The organism is Motilimonas pumila, assembly GCF_003596335.1.
GTDB classification, from domain to species: Bacteria; Pseudomonadota; Gammaproteobacteria; order Enterobacterales; family CBDFNC01; genus Motilimonas; species Motilimonas pumila.
Genome location: NZ_QZCH01000015.1, coordinates 50,027 through 67,390, shown reverse-complemented (window position 1 = coordinate 67,390; position 17,364 = coordinate 50,027). Strand labels below are relative to the sequence as shown.

The following is a 17,364-nucleotide window of genomic DNA, read 5'->3' as shown; positions in this document are numbered from 1 at the left end:
AAAATAAGGTGGAAAGAACAATTATTGGCAACCTTGAGGTTGCGGCATTACCTGAGCTTGGCATCAGCAACTTAGAAGTGCGCGTAGACACAGGGGCGAAAACCTCTTCGCTGCATGCTGATAATATTAAACGCGTGCGTAAAGCGGGTAAATGGCATGTGCAATTTGATTTGCACCCAGACATTTATCACCTAGAAAAAGTGGTTAAGTGTGAAGCGTTAATCATTGACTCCAGAAGGATCAAATCTTCCAATGGCGTTACCGAACAACGTTATGTCATCCGCACCGAGTTTCAATTAGGCAAGCTCAATTGGCCAATTGAAATTACCCTTAGCGATCGCACCGAGATGACTTACATGATGTTACTGGGTCGTGAAGCTATGGGCGACAGAGTTTACGTTGATCCGAGTCAGGCCTTTCTGTTGGATTAAGTAAATTATGTCGGCATAGAGGGACTTTTCTTCTATGATTACAAAGAAATAAAACCAGTAACAGCAAGGACTTAAAATGGACGTAAAGGTTTTCCAAACCTTTTTAGAGGTGGCCAAAGAGCAACACTTTGGCCGCGCTGCCGACAACTTGTATATCACTCAAGCCGCCGTCAGTGCCCGCGTCAAGCAATTAGAAAGTTACTTTGATAACAAGCTGTTTGAACGTCATAAAAACAACATCCGCTTAACCTCTGCGGGCGAGCGTTTAGTCAGCTATGCGCAAACCATGGTCAGTACCTTGCAGCAGGCTAAAGCCGAGTTAGCGATGACGGAGCAGCACAGATTACAACTGAGTATCGCCGGCAGCGCCAATATCTGGGACGCCTACCTGCACCATGCTTTACTGCAAATTACCAAGCACTTAACTGGCTACGGCTTAATTGCCGAATCTCTCAGCCGCGAGCAGGTGAATCGACAATTACTCGATCGTACTTTAGACATGGCCTTGTCGATGGACCCACTCAAAGCCGATGAATTTTATTGTCAAACCATTGCCGAGCTAGAACTGGTGTTGGTCAGTACCGTATTAGGGGAAGGTGCCACGCAAGTGCCTTATGTGTTTGTTGATTGGGGCACTGCATTTGCGCACGAGCACGCCAAGCGTCATCAAAACAGCTTAACACCGTTTATGCGTACCTCCACCGGGCGCATTGCGTTGGATTATATTTTACAACAAGGCGGTTTTGCGTATTTGCCGCGCTCTATGGTGCAGCCATTTATAGACGCTAAGCAGCTATTTTATGTGGCAGATACTAGCAATATCATCAAGCCTATTTACCTTACTTATCGCCGCCAGAGCACGAGCCAGCAAGCGATAGAACAAGTGCAACAACTGCTGCAGCAACTCAACCCGGCGGCGGCTTTGGTATTGCAGCAAGCGGCTAATCAAGGGAGTGAGCAGTAATTTTTGCCTCTACTGCTCAAGCGCGTCGCTCACCATCTTAGCGAAAGACTCTGCTGCAAATGGCTTTGCCAGTTTTTCCCGGTAACCCGGCTCAGCGCCGGGTTCCGTCTGCTCGTGACCGGTCACGGCTACCACGGGCAGGTCATCTCGATATTGCTTAATTAACTTAATTAACTCCGCCCCGGTGACTTTTGGCATCATTAAATCGGTCACGACCAAGTCAAACGCTTGCGGTTGCTGCTTAAAACTCTCTGCCGCCGACACGCTACATGAATAAGCGCTGACTTGTGCTTGGAACGAAGTCAACAGCTCTTCCATATACTGCAAAGAACCTTTTTCATCATCGACCAATAAGACGTGTTTGCCACTTAAATTTGGCACGTTGAAAAGAGCATTAACCGCTTCACTTGGCTCAGCAGCCATCGCCACAGGCTCGGGTTGCTGCACTGGAAAGTAAACATGGAACTGACTGCCATGGCCAACTTGACTGTGCACACGAATATGACCGCCCAGATTATGCACTAAGCCATGGATCACTGATAATCCCATGCCAGTGCCCTTGCCAACTTCTTTGGTAGTGAAAAACGGTGAGAATATCTTGCGTATAGTGGTTTCTTCCATACCTTGGCCGCGGTCTTTCACTATTAGCTCCAAATAATCACCAGCAAAGCTCTGGCGACAAGAACGACACTCGATCTCTTCAAGATGCTCAAGGTGGCGCAAATGCACTTGGATTTCACCTTTACCCTCCATAGCATCACGGGCATTGATCACCAAGTTCATCAAGATCTGGTGGAATTCCGTGGCCGAGATCTTCGCGTATACGTCATCTCCTGCGTCTACTTGATGTTGCAGCGACACGTCAGGCCCTAACGTAGTCGATAATAAATGACAGCCCTCATGCACGCCCATGGCTAAAGACAGACAAACGGGTTCATCAGCTTGTAGATCCTCGGGTCGGCTAAAGGCCAACATTTGAGAAATCAGGTCACGGGCTCGACGCCCTGCCACCACCACTTGGTTGAGGTAATCAGTGACTTTAGGCTGGGAATCGCCTAGTTTCATTAACGACAGTTCACTGAAACCTAATACGCTGGCCAAGATGTTATTAAAGTCGTGGGCAATACCCGCCGTTAGCTGGCCAATGGATTCCATTTTTTGCGTTTGAATCAGCTGAATCTCAAGCTGTTGCTTGCTGGCAACGGTCTGGTGATGCTGGGTGGATAAACTGATATCAATGCCCAACTGAGTGAATATTTCAACGTCATCTTGGTCAAAATAATGGGCCTGTTCAGAAAACAAACACAATACGTCCGTCACCCCGTCGTCATCTTCAAGGGGAATAATTAACAGGGATTTATACCCTAACCCTAACAACTGATGGCTCGCAGGCAAGTTCAAATAATTGTTAAAATCATGCACCACCTGAGTTTTACCTTGGCGGCGAGCGGTGTGGTAAGGCGGCATATTTTTATCGTAATCTACGCACATTAATGCCTGTTCAGCCAATGCTTGCTGGTGGCCTCCGCAAGCCAATAGCTGCAATTGCTCATGCTCATCAAAACGGGCAAATAACACCAAAGAAAACTTCAGCTGCTCACCCAAGGCACTGCAAATATCACGATATAACTGCGACAAATTGCTCGGGGCCACCAAGGTGCGATGAATGGCATTAAGGCCATTCAACGTATTCACCTTTTTCACCAAGGCTGTTTTGGCTTGCATCAGCTCAGTCACGTCGGTCGCGACTTCTAGCGTCATGCCTTGATGGCGACCGGACTGCACATAGCTAGAGCATAAGATCTCATGAAATACTTGCTGACCTTGTCTGGTCTGATACTCGCGTATTTCGCGCAGCGTTTCACCTTGCTTAACCTTGGCTGCCGCGAGCACCGCCTGGGAAGTGTGCGATACTTGTTGCAAGTTTTCTAATTGCGCCGTAAAACCGCGAGCCGCTTCGTTCTCCAAGTTCAAGCGATGCTGTTGGTCACGAATACTGATTAGGTGCGGAATGCTGTCAATTAAGTCCAGCATGGTCTTTTGCTTGTCTTTGATGGTTTGCGCTTGTTTCTTCAAGCGGATTTCCGCCTCCACCACTCGCGCAGCCAATCGCAATAAATTAATGTGGTCGCTAAAGGTACCTGAGGTTTCACTCATGGCACACAGAGCAGCCGTAACTTGACCACTGCTGTCAGTCAAAGGCACGGCAATAAACTGCTGTAAATTGACACTCTTGATATATGGGTCATGGGCAAATTTATGTTTACCTTGGGGACCTAACAATATCTCGTCGCCATTGTGAAACAAGTTATACAACGGACTGTGGATAAGCTCAGCGTCACCATGGAAATACTGTCCTTCGCAGCCCGCTAACAAAAACAAACGCTGTTCTTTTGGGTCTTTTTGCAAGATATAGACCCAAGGCATATTCAACGCTTGAGCTAAACGATTACATAACTGCGGCAGTGCGTCAGCGGTCCAAGAGACTTTTGCTAGCTGAGCGATAGCTTGCTGTAAATAGCGCTGTGCTGAGGTTTCTTGTAGGCAAATGACGTACTGGCTAGCGCTGTGTAAATGCGCCGCTAAATGCACCACGGTGCCGCGAATGTATTTGCTGTTTTGCTGATATGAATGACTGATGGTATCTTCAAACGTCATCGCCACGTGGCTAATTTGAGCTTGTTGAAACGCCTCATATAGCTGGCCTGACAAGCCCGGCAGGTGACTCAAGTTAAAGCTGTTAAGCGTTTCGGCAGAATAATCTAACAGCTCGCAGGCTGCAGCATTCGCCGCAGTGATCTTGCCACTGCTGTCCACCCATAAAATGGCCTCGTGCAATACATCATGTAACGACTGCTGATACTGCCGAGTTTGCTGTTGCTGTAATCTGTCTAGGTACTGCTGCTGAACCAAGCGATTAACCCCTTGGCTGATGTCTTGTAGCTCGGCAACACCTTGTTCTGTCAAAATTTTACGACGCTGATTATCGTCTTGTTGTAAAGCTTGTCTGACTTCGTCAAACGGCCTTAATAAGTACCAATACAGGCCTAATCCTAAGAGTAATGGCGGCACACAAATGAACCACCAAAACTGTTCTAAATGCAACCAAGCAAGCTGCCAAAAACCCGCCTCAGGGTTGAGATGCTCGTATTCAAAATACACGCTGATTTGATTAACATTGCCCGCCATCGGCAACTGATAGCTACGCACATATTGCAAAATGTTGTCATTTTGGTTCAACAACAGCTGCTTACGGGCACCTTTCAAGTTAAGTTGCTCTAAGTCTGGGTACTGCACTTGTAAATCAGCCACTTTTAACCCCAACCAAGCGCTGTTATTGGCATAAATAGCGGTTTGGTGTAGGTCAAAAATAATCAATTTACGTAAGCCAGAGAGCTTCATGGTTTGGCTGATTTCAGCCTTTACCTTGCCCGGATAGCCATTGTGATATTGTTGTAAAGCTTGCTTGAGGTTTTCAGCTTCGCTGTTAAACAAATGTAACGGTCGAAAATAATCAGACTGATGCTCTTTGGCAACATCCGACAATAAACTGAAGGCAAATAAAACCAAAAAGCTCATCACAACGATGAGCCCTGATAAGGTTTTTAAACTGACTAACGGCTTCATGAAGAGGTTACTGCAGTATGAATCCTTATGCGTGCGCTTGTTGCGTAAGCGGCGCTAAAATGGTGCGTAGAGCAGCAAAATCGATTGGCTTGCTCAGGCAAGTTTCAGCTCCAGCTGCCAAAATACGATTCACATTATGCTCAGAGCTGTAACCCGTCATAGCTACTACTTTGATATCACGGGTTTTGTTATCACGTTTGACGCGTTCGCAAACTTCAAAGCCGTTCATGCCCGGCATCATTAGGTCAAGTAAAATCAAGTCTGGGTGAACCGTATGAAGTAACTCACCGGCGCGGAATCCGTCCTCAGCTCGGTATACTTCCAATTCACTGTCTAGCTCACTGATAAACTCTTCGAGCAAGTGGCCAAGTTGAGCATCATCTTCTACGATTAATACTCGCTTGGGACCTGACTCTGAAGTCGTTAGATTGATACCCGAAGTTTTGGCAAATTCTTCGATATCAGAAGGTAGGTAACGACGATGTCCACCGGGTGTCGTTTGGCACTTTAGTTTACCACTGCTAGACCACTGTCTAACCGTGATAGGTGATACTTTAAACATATCTGCCACTTGTGTCGGCGTCAGATATTGCTGTTCACCACTTTTTTGAGAATTTCGCATATTCATCCCTGATCAAAATCTCGCTGGTATTAGTACATTAGTATAGTTAATTTCCAAATTATGTTTGAAGCATTAGTCTCTGTTTTTCCGACCTGCTGCACAGTCTTAGCCTTATTGATACGTAACAAAGTGTTTTCTTATCTTAACCTCGTCGTCATAAAGCGGTAAACTTGCCGCCTCGCGTAACCTTGCTATTACGCTGCTATTTACTAAGGATCTGTAGCATGTACATTCAAGTTCCCAACATTGTGCCTTTGGATAATATTCTGCCTGACGAACCGTTATTGATGATGGGTGCAGGACCTGTGCCTATTCCGGCTAAAGTGGCTTCGGCCAACTCTATCGTGATCAACCACCTTGGTAACACCATGGCGCAGATCATCGAGCAAGTAAAAGCCATGGCCAAATACGTGTTTCAAACAGAATCTCAACACATTCTTGGGGTGGCAGGTCCAGGCTCTGCCGCAATGGAAATGGCGGTGGTTAACTTGGTTCAGCCAGGCGATAAGGTACTCAGTATCAGCAACGGCTTTTTTAGTTCACGCCTTGCTGATATGGCTAAACGTGCAGATGCCGACGTGCACGTATACCAAGTTCCCAATGGGGAATACGCTGATGTAAGTGCAGTAAGAGCCTTGCTAGAGCAACACCAGCCTAAAGTATTAACGATAGTGCAAGGGGAAACCTCTAATACGGTTTACAACCGCAGCCTACCTGAAATTTGCCAGCTGGCAAAAGCGCATAATTGCTTGGTCATTGTCGACGCGGTTTGCACCTTAAGTACCATGCCGCTGGAAATGGACAAATGGAACATAGACGCCGTCATCACTGGCGGTCAAAAAGGCCTGTCGTCAATTCCAGGCGTGTCTTTGGTGGCCTTTTCTGATTTGGCCTGGCAAGTGATCAGTGAGCGTCAAGATACCTTGCGCCACTGGTGTTTAGACGCCAAACTGGCCGACCAATTTTGGTACAAAAAATCGTATCATTACACCGCACCGGTCTCAGGTATCTTGGCGTTACATGAAGCATTGCGTTTAGTGTGCAATGAAACCCTGCCCAAGCGCTTCGAGCGCCACCTGATTTGTTCATTAGCCTTGCAGGCCAGTATCGAAGCCATGGGCCTTTCTTTATACGTGCCACAGCAAGCACGCTTAAACTCTGTAGTAGGTATCAATGTACCGGCAGAGCTGAATGCGATGGAGTTACTGAACTTTATGTCAGCCACGTATAAAGTCGAAATTTCGGGCTCATTTGGCCCGAACATAGTACGCATAGGTCAAATGGGTGAACAAAGTCGTGCCCATAACTTATTTCGCACCGTACACGCGTTCGGCTCTAGCATGAAAGCCTTAGGGGTCAATGTTGACCTACCTAATGGTGTTGCAGTGCTAGAAAGTCAGTTGCAACAATTGAGCAAGCAAATACGCGGCTAACCGTTATTGGTTACTTACTGATGACAAAGGCGACCTCGCCTTTGTCAACGTTAACTCAGTAACCAAAGGCGCACGCTTACTGTAAGTTTGCTTGTCGCAATCGCGAATATCCACGCTCATCGCGGCGACATCAGGAAAGCTCTCAGTCAATAAAGCCAAAATGGCATTCGACAAAGTTTTCTTCTGACTAAAATCACGCCCTTGCCACATCACTACTTCGACATGAATAAATCGACTGTGCTCTCCACCTATGATGGCGTGGCAGCAATCACGCATGCGCACTTTGATGTCTTGCGGTTGAAACAAATCACTGCTGACTAACACTTGATGAACGTCACTCATTAACGCGGCGTGACTCAGTTGTGATTCCAGTTGTTGTGAATATTCGATAAGCACGTGGGGCACAAGTATTTCTCCGGCAATTGGGCTGACAATATGCTGCGCAGTCAATAAGACAACTTGATGGCAGTTCAATTAAGGATAGACGTCATTAGCAGCACCACACTGCAGATAATTGCTGAAAAAAGAGGGGCTCAGTAAACGGCTACAAGCAGAGTTTACGTGCTCAAGTAACGCCTATTGTTGTTGCAGCACTTTAATACGTTGCGCACCTTGGTGATACTCAGGCAAGCTTGAGGTGACCGCGGCATCATCCATGCAGCCTTCGCACGCATTCAAGCAAAGTTGCCAAATTGCCTGTTTCGATTCTGCGTCCAAACAACGGAACTCGGCCGCGCACAACGCACCTTGCGAAAATAACCGGGCCAATACTGCCACAGGAATATCTATTTGCACCCGCTGAGATGCATGACTGGGGGAATTCATCATTAAGGTGCTCCAAAGCTAATAAAGCACCATACTAATGATAATAATTATCAGTTACAAGTTAACTTTGACGACTCAGTGCGGTCACGTTGAGCCACAAGTTACCTCCGGCTATCAACATATTGATACCAAACATGACGCCAATCAACCAGGCTGCGCCACTCGCGCCAGACAAGACTAACACAAGGCCTAACACCGCGGTTACTAGGTGCGTAAGCTTGTACCATAACGAACCATTGATGACTCGGCGTTCAGCCAACCACCCCATGACCCCAGAAAAAATCATGCCGCCACCGATGATAAAACCGGCCACGGTTAAGGTCAGCTGAGGCATAAACAGCAGTAAAGCGCCTAACACTACGAACAACCAAGGAATCATAGTGCCTGTTACCGACACGCCTTGATTACGTAACTGTTTAAAGTACAACACCCCTAACAGGCCACTACACAATACCGCGACGCCTAAAATCATCACCGAAAAAACTGCGAAATAGAAAGGCAATAAAATCGACAACGCGCCAATAAACATCATGGCGATGGCAGCCCCTTTGGCCTGACCTCGAAATTGCGCAGGTACGTCCGCTTGCAGTTGCATTAAAAGTCCTTGTGAAAATGAATATTCAAATTAGCTCAAAAACAACTCACACTGTGCGTCTTGCACCTTGATAATGAGCGCTTGCTTACCAGCTTGCTTGGCTTGTTTTAACCAGTTTTTCGGCAATACAAACGAATGGCCGTCATAACCAAATAATTCCGCTTGTTTGTTTAACATGGCTTGACCATCACTGGGCTTGCAACCCTCGGCAAAACAAATCATGCCACGTTCGATGGGAGAAATGTCACCTGCCACGTTATTGATAATGTAGATACCGTGTGGGCCTTCAGCCATTAATATTAGCTGAGGCTTGATTTTGTTAGCTTCAATTTTTTGCCAATCTGGCCAGAATTCACCGCCATTTAAGACCACTTCGGCTTCGGTTTCCCCGTATTCATTCAGCAGGTCACCGTCGGGATAAAGTTTTGCATTCCACAAATCGTCATAAGTGGGTGTTAGCTGTTTAGCTTGTTGGGCTTCTGCAGCCATGGTTTCTAGGCGGGTTAGGTCAAAGGATAACTGGCTCATTAAGTGGCACCATTAATCAAATAATATGGCCAAATTATTACAGAAAAAGCCACACTTAACAGCCCGAGAATTACAACAAATAGTCGTCATGTGGATCTTTTTTCAACTGCGGAGCACTAAAGCCATTAAAGATGGCAAAAAAGACCCAAAACAAGACAAACAGTATGATCAAAATACCTTGCCAGTTATGGCCAATGGCTTCTACCGGGGCGCTGAGTGAAAAGTCTTCAATTTTGAGGTTTTGTAGTTGCGGAAAGAAACCGCTAATGAAAATAACCAAGGGGTACCAGAGGCATAAATAAAAGAACAATCGACCCGACCCAATAAAGCCAATCACCAACCCCAGTACCGCGCCAAACATCAGGGCGTACACACCGGCGGTGACGCTGGTAACCAGCCAATACATGGCTTGCTCTGCCATCAGGCTATCAAGATACTGGTTAAAGAAATTTAACAAAGGTTTGTTAGTCACAAGCCACACTTGCACTTCTTGTACATAACTAATGTCGAGGTATGCATAGCAATACGGCAAGGCGATACCAGTTAATAACGCCAGTGCAATGACTATCGCATTTCGGACTATAAACATACGCGTGACCTTTATTTTTGCTTGCCTTCATTGAAACAGTTTTTTTTCTTTAGGTCATTATTTCAACCGTTTAGGCGAAGAATTTGTGAACCATGCCGCGATTATTTTTGCCATTTTGAGCACCGCGAATACTTGATAAAACAATCATTTATTTACATCAATATGTTCACAAAAGTGTTAAGCCTATAAGCTAAGGTTAGTTAATTATAAATCAAAGTCACAATCATTAAGAAAAGCTCACTCTGAGTTCAGGCCTTAGAGTGACTAATATCAAATAACTTTTATACTGAAAATTGTATAAAAATAACTTAGTTATTCCTTTTTTTTCAAAATACAGGCGTCCTAATGAAATTCACCTCCCCACATCCACTGATGCTGCTACTGTTTGCCTTGTTCGGTATGACAGCTTGCAGTAAGCAAGAGCCCCCTCCGCCAGGCCCAGATTTCAGACCGGTAAAGGTAAAAGAAGTCTTATTAGGCGGGAAATACCAAGAGCGCGTGTTACCCGGTGAAGTACAAGCCTCAGACAGGGCTGTATTATCCTTTCAAGTAGCCGGTGAAATTGAAAGCATCCTTGTTCGTCCGGGTGATGAAGTTAAAAAAGGCGACGTTTTAGCCCAGCTAGACGACGAAGTTTACCAACAACAGCTCGAAGTGGCACAAGCCGAATACAATCTGGCAAAAGTATTGTTTGAGCGTTCAGCCGAGCTGGTCAAGCGCGGCGTTATCTCGAAAAACGATTTTGATAAAAGTAAAAGTAACTACACGGTTGCCACTGCCGCTCGCGACCGTGCTCAGAATAACTACGACTACACCAAGCTTTACGCCCCTTATGATGGCTTGATTTCAGTTCGTCACAAGGAAGAGTTTGAGTTTGTGCAGGCCAAAGAAAGCATCTTAGGCATTCAAGTTGAAAATCTGGTCGATGTTAACTTCCAATTACCTGAACAATATATCGGTTCCTACCAGCTGAGAATGCAGCACCAAACTGCGGAGCCGCATACGGTGCATGCTCAAGTTAACTTTAGTGGTAAAGACCATTGGTTTGACGCCGTAGTCACCGAGCTCAGTACCGTCGCCGACAAGAACACCGGCAGTTACACCATGGTATTACGCTTACCTATGCCAGAGCACATTAATGCATTTCCCGGGATGACGGCAAAAGTCAAACTGCAGGTGCCAACCAGTGACCATACACAAACCCCCGCAATTCATGATAGCGCCTTGGTGGAAGAAGATGGTCAACAGTTTGTATTTGTGCTGCGACCCGATCAAAAGAAAGTGGAGAAAATCGCGGTAACCGTCACCGATGGCAAGCTGCAAAGTGGGCTTAAAGACGGCGACCTGCTGGTGATTGCCGGCGCCGCAGAATTAGCGGATCAACAAAGCGCAGTGCGCTGGGTCAAAGAGAGAGGCCTATAATATGACATTCCTTAAAACACTCAGCCTGCCCTTACTTTGCTTGTCTTTATTTGCCTGTGAAAAGGTACAAATTGACGACAAGCCAGCGACGCAAATCAAAACCTTTACCTTGCCGGAACACACCACAAGCAGTCAGCGAGAATTTCATGCGGTAGCCCGAGCTCAAGATTTGACCGACTTGTCGTTTCGTGAAGAAGGCAAAATTGCCAATATTTATGTCACCAATGGTCAAGCCGTCACACAAGGGCAATTATTGGCGGTGCTAGACAAACGCGACTATCAGGCGACGTTGAACGACCGTACCGCGCGTAAAGAAGCCAGTTACAACCAATATCAACGAGCCACTTCCATGCTAGAGAAAAAGCTCATGGCGCAGTCTGAATTTGACCAAATGAAAGCACAATACTTGGTAGACAAAGCTCAGCACAGAATGGCCGAGTTAGGAGTTGAATACACTGAACTGCGCGCACCGTTTGACGGCGTAGTGAGCGACGTTTACCTCGACTCATTTGAAAATATCCTACCCGGTTCGCCTATCTTGAGCATGCACAAGTTGGACTTCATTGAAGTGGACGTGCAAGTGCCAGATTCACTGGTTGCCGTCGCCAAACGCAGAGAATACCGTGAGAAAAAGCGCGAGTATAAAGTTGTGTTTGAAGCTTACCCAGACAAAGAGTTTATGGGCACTATTTTGGACCTTAACTCAGAAAAAGACCCCAGTACTCGTAGCTTTATCGCCACCTTAACTGTGCCCCTTAACCACCAATTCAAGGTACTAGAAGGCATGCCAGCACGGGTTTTTACCGATTTAAGTGACGTTACTTATACCCATGATGATCATTTCTTGGTACCACTGGAAGCCGTCGTAGCCATTGACGGCTCAGTGCTTGATGCTGGCCCTGCTAGCGTTTGGATCTATCATCCAGACACGCAAACGGTCACCTCGCGAGCGGTCAAAGTAGGCGCCATTATTGGCACCCAAATCGAAGTCCTTGAGGGCTTAAAAAATGGCGAAATCATCGTCACAGAAGGCACCAACCGCCTGACTCAAGAGCAACCTGTCAAGCTGATGCAAGGATAATCAATCAACATGAATATTGCTGGATATTTTATTAAAAACACCGTTATCAGCTGGATGTTCTCTCTGATCTTGCTGATTGGTGGTAGCTTTGCGTTTTTAGGCTTGGGGCAATTAGAAGATCCTCCCTTCACCATTAAAGACGCTGTCATTATTACCCTCTACCCTGGCGGTACCGCTACTGAAGTAGAAGAAGAAGTCTCCTACCCAATTGAAAAAGCCATTATGGCACTGCCTTACGTGGACGAGATCCGCTCTTTAAATACCTCGGGATTGTCGCAAATCACGGTGACCATGAAGAACATTTATGGTCCGGAAGAGCTGCCACAAATCTGGGATGAACTGCGCCGCAAAGTTAACGACATGCAAAATCAGTTACCACCAGGAGCCGGTAAGCCCTTGGTTAATGATGATTTTGGCGACGTCTTTGGCATCATGCTGATGGTCAGCGGTAATAATTACAGCTATAAAGACTTATCGGACTACGTCGATTATGTGACCCGAGAGCTTGAACTAGTGCCGGGGGTCAGCAAGGTGTCTGCAGCCGGTAAGCAGCAAGAAGAAGTGTTTATCGAAATTTCTTTAAACAAGCTGGCCAGTGCCAACATCGACCCTAACCTCATCATGCAATTGCTTAACTCGCAAAACATGGTGGCAGAAGGCGGCGATATTCGTATCGACCGTCAAAACCTTAAGCTGCGCCCGAGCGGCGCGTTTCAGTCGGTTGAAGAACTGGAGAATTTAATCATTCCTGGCACCGCTGGTAACAAGCTTATATACCTTAAAGACGTCGCGGAAGTCAGCCGTGGTTATCAAGATATTCCGACCAACTTAGTCAGCTTCAATCAGCATGAAGCGATTAACTTGGCCATCTCATTTACTTCAGGCGTTAACGTCGTAGAAGTAGGTAAAGCCATCGACACCAAACTGGCAGAAATTGATTTCGCTCGCCCAGCTGGCATGATCATCGAAACCATGTATAACCAGCCCAATGAAGTCGACAAATCGGTCAGCAGCTTTGTCTGGAACTTGGTTGCAGCGGTAGTGATTGTGGTCGCAGTGTTGTTGGTCTTTATGGGCTTTCGCAGTGGCGTATTGATAGGTTTGATTTTATTTCTCACCTGTCTCGGCACCTTCATGCTGATGCTGCAAGCTGAAATCGAGCTACAACGTATTTCACTGGGCGCCTTGATCATCGCATTGGGTATGCTGGTTGATAACGCCATCGTGGTGGTAGAAGGTATTTTGATCGGCCGTCAACGCGGTCAAACCACCTTAGAATCAGCGCAAGCCATCGTCAAACAAACCATGTGGCCGCTGCTAGCTGCGACCGTGATTGCCATTGCCGCTTTTGCGCCTATCGGCCTATCACCAGACTCTACCGGTGAATTTGCCGGCTCTTTGTTCTGGGTATTATTGTTCTCGTTATTCCTTTCTTGGATCACTGCAATCACCATCACGCCATTTTTTGCGAGCCTATTCTTTCCTGACAAACCGGGTCAAGGCGAAGTAAAACAAGAAGCAACAGACAGCACCGATAACCACGACCCTTATGGCGGTGCTTTTTTCACCGCTTATAAAGCCCTCTTAAACGTCTGCATGCGTTTTCGTTGGTTCACGGTGGCAGTGGTCTGTGCGGCTTTTGTCCTCTCTGTTCTGGGCTTTGGTTACGTAAAGCAATCTTTCTTCCCGCCTTCTACCACACCCATTTTCTTGGTGGATGTATGGATGCCTGAAGGCACGGATATTCGCCAGACCAAAACCACGGTGTCAGATATGGAGCGCATGGCCACAAAGATTGACCAAGTCGAATTTGTAGCGACCACCGTAGGTAAAGGCTTCCAACGCTTTATGCTGACGTATACGCCAGAAAAAAACTACGCCGCTTACGCGCAAATTGCGGTGCGAACCGAGTCGTTTGAGTCCCTCGGAGACGTGATGCAAACCTACCGCGAAATGGTAGAAGCCGCTCACCCTGAAGCGCAACTGAAGTTTAAACGATTGGAGATAGGCCCTTCCACCGACGCTAAAATTGAAGCGCGTATCATAGGCCCAGATCCGGATGTTTTACGCCGCATCGGCGCGCAATACATGGCCGTCTTTAATGCACAGCCTGGCACGGTGAACGTTCGCCATGACTGGCGCGAACGAGTGAAATACATCGAGCCTCAGTTTAACGAAACCCAAGCTCGTCGCTTAGGCATCAGTAAAGCGGACGTAGAGCAAACCCTTAACTTTGCCTTCTCTGGCGCGCAAACAGGGATTTACCGCGATGGCACGACGTTACTGCCAATTGTCAGCCGCCTGCCAGATGATGAGCGAGTGGACATCGAATCACTGGCCAGTTTACGCGTCTGGAGCCCGGCCCTAAGCGCATATATTCCACTGCAACAAGTAGTAGATAACTTTGAAGTGAAATTTGAAGATCCTATTGTGCAACGTAAAGACCGTAAGCGCACTTTAACCGTGTTTGCTGATGCCGACTTTCAGTATGACATTTTACCTGCGGCGTTATTTGTGCAGCTAAAACCTCAAATAGAAGCGGTTGAACTGCCCGCCGGTTATGAACTGCAATGGGGCGGTGAATACGAGTCGTCAGGAGATGCACAAGCCGCATTATTTGCCAGCTTGCCGCTGGGGTACTTGTTCATGTTCTTGATCACCGTGTTCTTGTTTAACTCAGTGCGTAAACCTTTGGTTATTTGGGCCTGTGTGCCTCTGCCATTGATTGGTATTACCATGGGTTTATTGGTGTTAGACAAACCGTTCAGCTTTATGGCCTTGCTAGGTATGCTGAGTTTGACCGGTATGTTAATTAAAAACGGCATCGTCTTAGTGGACCAAATCACCATTGAGATAGATTCAGGCAAAGAAAAGTTTGAAGCCATTTTTGATTCAACCGTAAGCCGGGTAAGACCTGTGTGTATGGCAGCGGTAACCACTATTTTAGGTATTTTACCTTTGATTACCGACGCTTTCTTTGAGTCTATGGCGGCGGTGGTGATGTTTGGGTTAGGGGTGGCAACCATTCTCACCTTGATCATCATCCCTGTGCTTTACACCATTTTCTTCAAAGTGAAGTATCGAGATTATAAGACGTTTGAATAAACCTTAACGCCTTCTCCATAAGCAAAAGCCAAGGTGACGACCTTGGCTTTTTTTTGGCTGATAAAAAAGAAGGTTATTTCAACATTCTTAACTCAACCCGTTTATTGGCAGTTTGACCTGGTAAGGTGTCATTAGTGGCTACAGGCTGAGTTTCACCAAAGCCTTTAAGCGTTAAACGCTCAGCCAGTACACCTTGTGACACCAAGAAAGCTTTGACCGCTTCCGCTCGCTGCTGCGACAGCAACAAGTTAGCCTCTGGGGTACCAGTATCAGAAGCATGGCCTGCGACTTCTATAGCGTTGTCAGTTTGTACTAAGCGCGCGGCGACGGCTTCTAAAATGGTTAAGGCTTCAGGGGTTAGGTGAGCAGAGCCTTCTTCAAACACCACCGCGGGCAATAGCTGCATTTCTGCATAAATGCTGTTGATGTCATTTTCAACATGCTTTAGGCCACTCGCCAAATAATCATAACGTGCGCCGCAGCTTGCATCTACTTCTGCCCGAGCCGCTACAGCCACTTCAGCCGCTTGCTGGGCTTCGGCATAATTGGCTTTATTCATTTTGCCATTTGGCGCATTTGCCACTAAACGGTCGGCGTAAGTAATCGCTTCCCCGGCTTGATGAACCGCAAGGATACAAGCACCTTGTTGGTCTGCTTTAGCGGTGGCTACTTGCTCAGCAATCGGCTCAACACTTTGCGCTGAACAACCGGCTAATACAGCTAATGAAATGGCAGTAAGAATAATTTTTTTCATTCGGCTCTCGCTTATTTTGATTATTAATAGGTGTCGCTGCGGCGCTTCCCCCTCAGCTGATAATCAAACTATACAAAAGCCACTCACCAATTAGTTACCTTTTTGCGACAATGTAAAATTAAACTCAATAAAGCTTCAACATCTCAACAAATAATTGCCTGCAAAGCTTCTGCTCAACATCATTTTCAATCTCGCTACTTTTTGCCGTCACAACGACCTAAAAACATCCCATGTCCACTCTCTGAGGCACAAAAAAGCCAAGCGAATGCTTGGCTTGGAATAACAAATAGGCACACTTGTGATTAACTGGAAATCGTTACTAATGGCAAACCATCACGACCACCGGTTTCGGTTAACGAGAACAAGATCATCAAGAAAGCAAAGGTGCGTTTGGACTGAAAGTCGGTATCGTCAATCCAAAACCAATAGTCTTTGTACTTGATGGCAGAAAAAGCATCCGCTGGCTTTTCTTTACTGTGACGAATGTTGATCAACCGATCACTGTGGTTCGCTTTAGAAGCAATGTTAGCCACCGTTCGACCTTCGTCAACATGCACCTCTGGTACGTTGACCTTTCCGGCTAAAGTGATCATCAACTGCAACATAGAGCGAGTCAGCATGGCAAGCTCTCCCTCATTGCTGGCAATCAGACCATAACGAATGGTTAGCTCGCGCACGTCCGGGTTAATACGCAGTAAGGCATTAAGTTCTTTGGTTTGCTGCTCTACTTCAGGCTTAATCAAGTCACTGTGATAAAACATTACCGTGGTATCACGTTTCGCACCTTGTCCTTCAACGATGCGCATGCCCACCGCCCCTGAGCGCTGTATGTCTGTGAGCAAATCAATCGCTCGATAATACGCGTCATCACCTAAGCGAGCGCCATTACCCGCGCTTTTTTCAGCTCGTAAGCCATTGATAGAATCCACGGTTAAGGGTAAAACTAAGTCCGCTGACCAGCCTGATTGCATCATAAATAAAATGGCTTGAGGCGGAATGGGGGTCATAAAATTTTTGTTGAACTGCTGACCGGTTATGGGCGTGTAAGTAATAGTTGGTCGGTCAGTAAACTTACCTGACGCACCTGCGGAAGCAAAGTCACCCGGAATGTCGGAAGCCAAAGTGCCCGATAAGTTGACTGAGCTTTCTAACGAGTAACCATTAACAATCGACGCCACTTCCACAAATAAAGGCATATCGGCATAGCGCAGCTTAACGATGTTGAGCAAGGTTTGCTCTTTCCACGAGTCTGCAATAGCGGTGTTGTAATCAAACCTGTCTTGCGCCACCGTTTGTGGGCCAATACTGGTACAAGCTGAAAGCGCCAACGTCGCGCTTAATACGGCGGCTTTCGCCATACACGTTAACTTCATTGTTATCCTTGTGGT

15 protein-coding genes are annotated in these 17,364 nt (G+C 46.6%); 6 read left to right on the top strand and 9 right to left on the bottom strand.

The window, feature by feature from the left end:
- Positions 1 to 8: 8 nt before the first annotated feature.
- A complete protein-coding gene (locus tag D1Z90_RS12335) occupies positions 9 to 431 on the top strand; it encodes an ATP-dependent zinc protease family protein (protein ID WP_119911074.1) in 423 nt (140 codons plus the stop codon).
- A gap of 76 nt (positions 432 to 507) precedes the next feature.
- Positions 508 to 1,395 (top strand): LysR family transcriptional regulator, encoded by an 888-nt coding sequence (locus tag D1Z90_RS12330; RefSeq protein WP_119911073.1) that lies wholly within the window; start codon positions 508 to 510, stop codon positions 1,393 to 1,395.
- Positions 1,396 to 1,404: 9 nt separating this feature from the next.
- On the opposite strand, the gene D1Z90_RS12325 is transcribed toward D1Z90_RS12330, so the two are convergent.
- Positions 1,405 to 5,022, bottom strand: a complete 3,618-nt coding sequence (locus D1Z90_RS12325; protein WP_119911072.1) for an ATP-binding protein — start codon at positions 5,020 to 5,022, stop codon at positions 1,405 to 1,407.
- A gap of 25 nt (positions 5,023 to 5,047) precedes the next feature.
- Positions 5,048 to 5,644 carry a response regulator gene (locus tag D1Z90_RS21315; RefSeq protein WP_158587125.1) on the bottom strand — a complete coding sequence of 199 codons (597 nt, stop codon included), beginning with the start codon at positions 5,642 to 5,644 and terminating at the stop codon, positions 5,048 to 5,050.
- A gap of 224 nt (positions 5,645 to 5,868) precedes the next feature.
- Here D1Z90_RS21315 and D1Z90_RS12315 point away from each other — a divergent pair, with 224 nt between their 5' ends.
- Positions 5,869 to 7,077, top strand: coding sequence for a pyridoxal-phosphate-dependent aminotransferase family protein (locus tag D1Z90_RS12315; protein ID WP_119911070.1), 1,209 nt, complete (start codon positions 5,869 to 5,871; stop codon positions 7,075 to 7,077).
- 3 nt (positions 7,078 to 7,080) lie between these two features.
- Here D1Z90_RS12315 and D1Z90_RS12310 read toward each other — a convergent pair whose 3' ends face one another.
- From D1Z90_RS12310 to D1Z90_RS12290, 5 genes are all read right to left on the bottom strand, one after another.
- Positions 7,081 to 7,527, bottom strand: a complete 447-nt coding sequence (locus D1Z90_RS12310) for a 5-carboxymethyl-2-hydroxymuconate Delta-isomerase (RefSeq protein WP_147378763.1) — start codon at positions 7,525 to 7,527, stop codon at positions 7,081 to 7,083.
- A 126-nt stretch (positions 7,528 to 7,653) separates the two neighbouring features.
- Complete coding sequence (locus tag D1Z90_RS12305) at positions 7,654 to 7,905, bottom strand: hypothetical protein (protein ID WP_119911068.1); 252 nt, start codon at positions 7,903 to 7,905, stop codon at positions 7,654 to 7,656.
- Positions 7,906 to 7,963: 58 nt separating this feature from the next.
- A complete protein-coding gene (locus D1Z90_RS12300) occupies positions 7,964 to 8,497 on the bottom strand; it encodes a DUF308 domain-containing protein (RefSeq protein ID WP_119911067.1) in 534 nt (177 codons plus the stop codon).
- Positions 8,498 to 8,527: 30 nt separating this feature from the next.
- Positions 8,528 to 9,025: a hypothetical protein gene (locus D1Z90_RS12295; RefSeq protein ID WP_119911066.1), complete on the bottom strand. Its 498-nt coding sequence runs from the start codon at positions 9,023 to 9,025 to the stop codon at positions 8,528 to 8,530.
- Between the two features lie 70 nt (positions 9,026 to 9,095).
- Positions 9,096 to 9,614, bottom strand: a complete 519-nt coding sequence (locus D1Z90_RS12290; protein ID WP_119911065.1) for a hypothetical protein — start codon at positions 9,612 to 9,614, stop codon at positions 9,096 to 9,098.
- 345 nt (positions 9,615 to 9,959) lie between these two features.
- Between D1Z90_RS12290 and D1Z90_RS12285 the strand changes: the two genes are divergently transcribed.
- The 3 genes from D1Z90_RS12285 to D1Z90_RS12275 are packed head-to-tail and all read left to right on the top strand — an operon-like array spanning position 9,960 to position 15,222.
- Complete coding sequence (locus tag D1Z90_RS12285; RefSeq protein WP_232525254.1) at positions 9,960 to 11,036, top strand: efflux RND transporter periplasmic adaptor subunit; 1,077 nt, start codon at positions 9,960 to 9,962, stop codon at positions 11,034 to 11,036.
- Between the two features lies 1 nt (position 11,037).
- Positions 11,038 to 12,117, top strand: coding sequence for an efflux RND transporter periplasmic adaptor subunit (locus D1Z90_RS12280; protein ID WP_119911064.1), 1,080 nt, complete (start codon positions 11,038 to 11,040; stop codon positions 12,115 to 12,117).
- 9 nt (positions 12,118 to 12,126) lie between these two features.
- Positions 12,127 to 15,222 (top strand): efflux RND transporter permease subunit, encoded by a 3,096-nt coding sequence (locus tag D1Z90_RS12275; protein WP_119911063.1) that lies wholly within the window; start codon positions 12,127 to 12,129, stop codon positions 15,220 to 15,222.
- Between the two features lie 73 nt (positions 15,223 to 15,295).
- Here D1Z90_RS12275 and D1Z90_RS12270 read toward each other — a convergent pair whose 3' ends face one another.
- The gene (locus D1Z90_RS12270; protein WP_119911062.1) at positions 15,296 to 15,976 is read right to left on the bottom strand and encodes an OmpA family protein; all 681 of its coding nucleotides are present in this window, start codon (positions 15,974 to 15,976) and stop codon (positions 15,296 to 15,298) included.
- A gap of 302 nt (positions 15,977 to 16,278) precedes the next feature.
- On the bottom strand, positions 16,279 to 17,349 hold the full coding sequence (locus D1Z90_RS12265; RefSeq protein ID WP_119911061.1) for a hypothetical protein: 1,071 nt from the start codon (positions 17,347 to 17,349) through the stop codon (positions 16,279 to 16,281).
- Positions 17,350 to 17,364 lie beyond the last annotated feature (15 nt).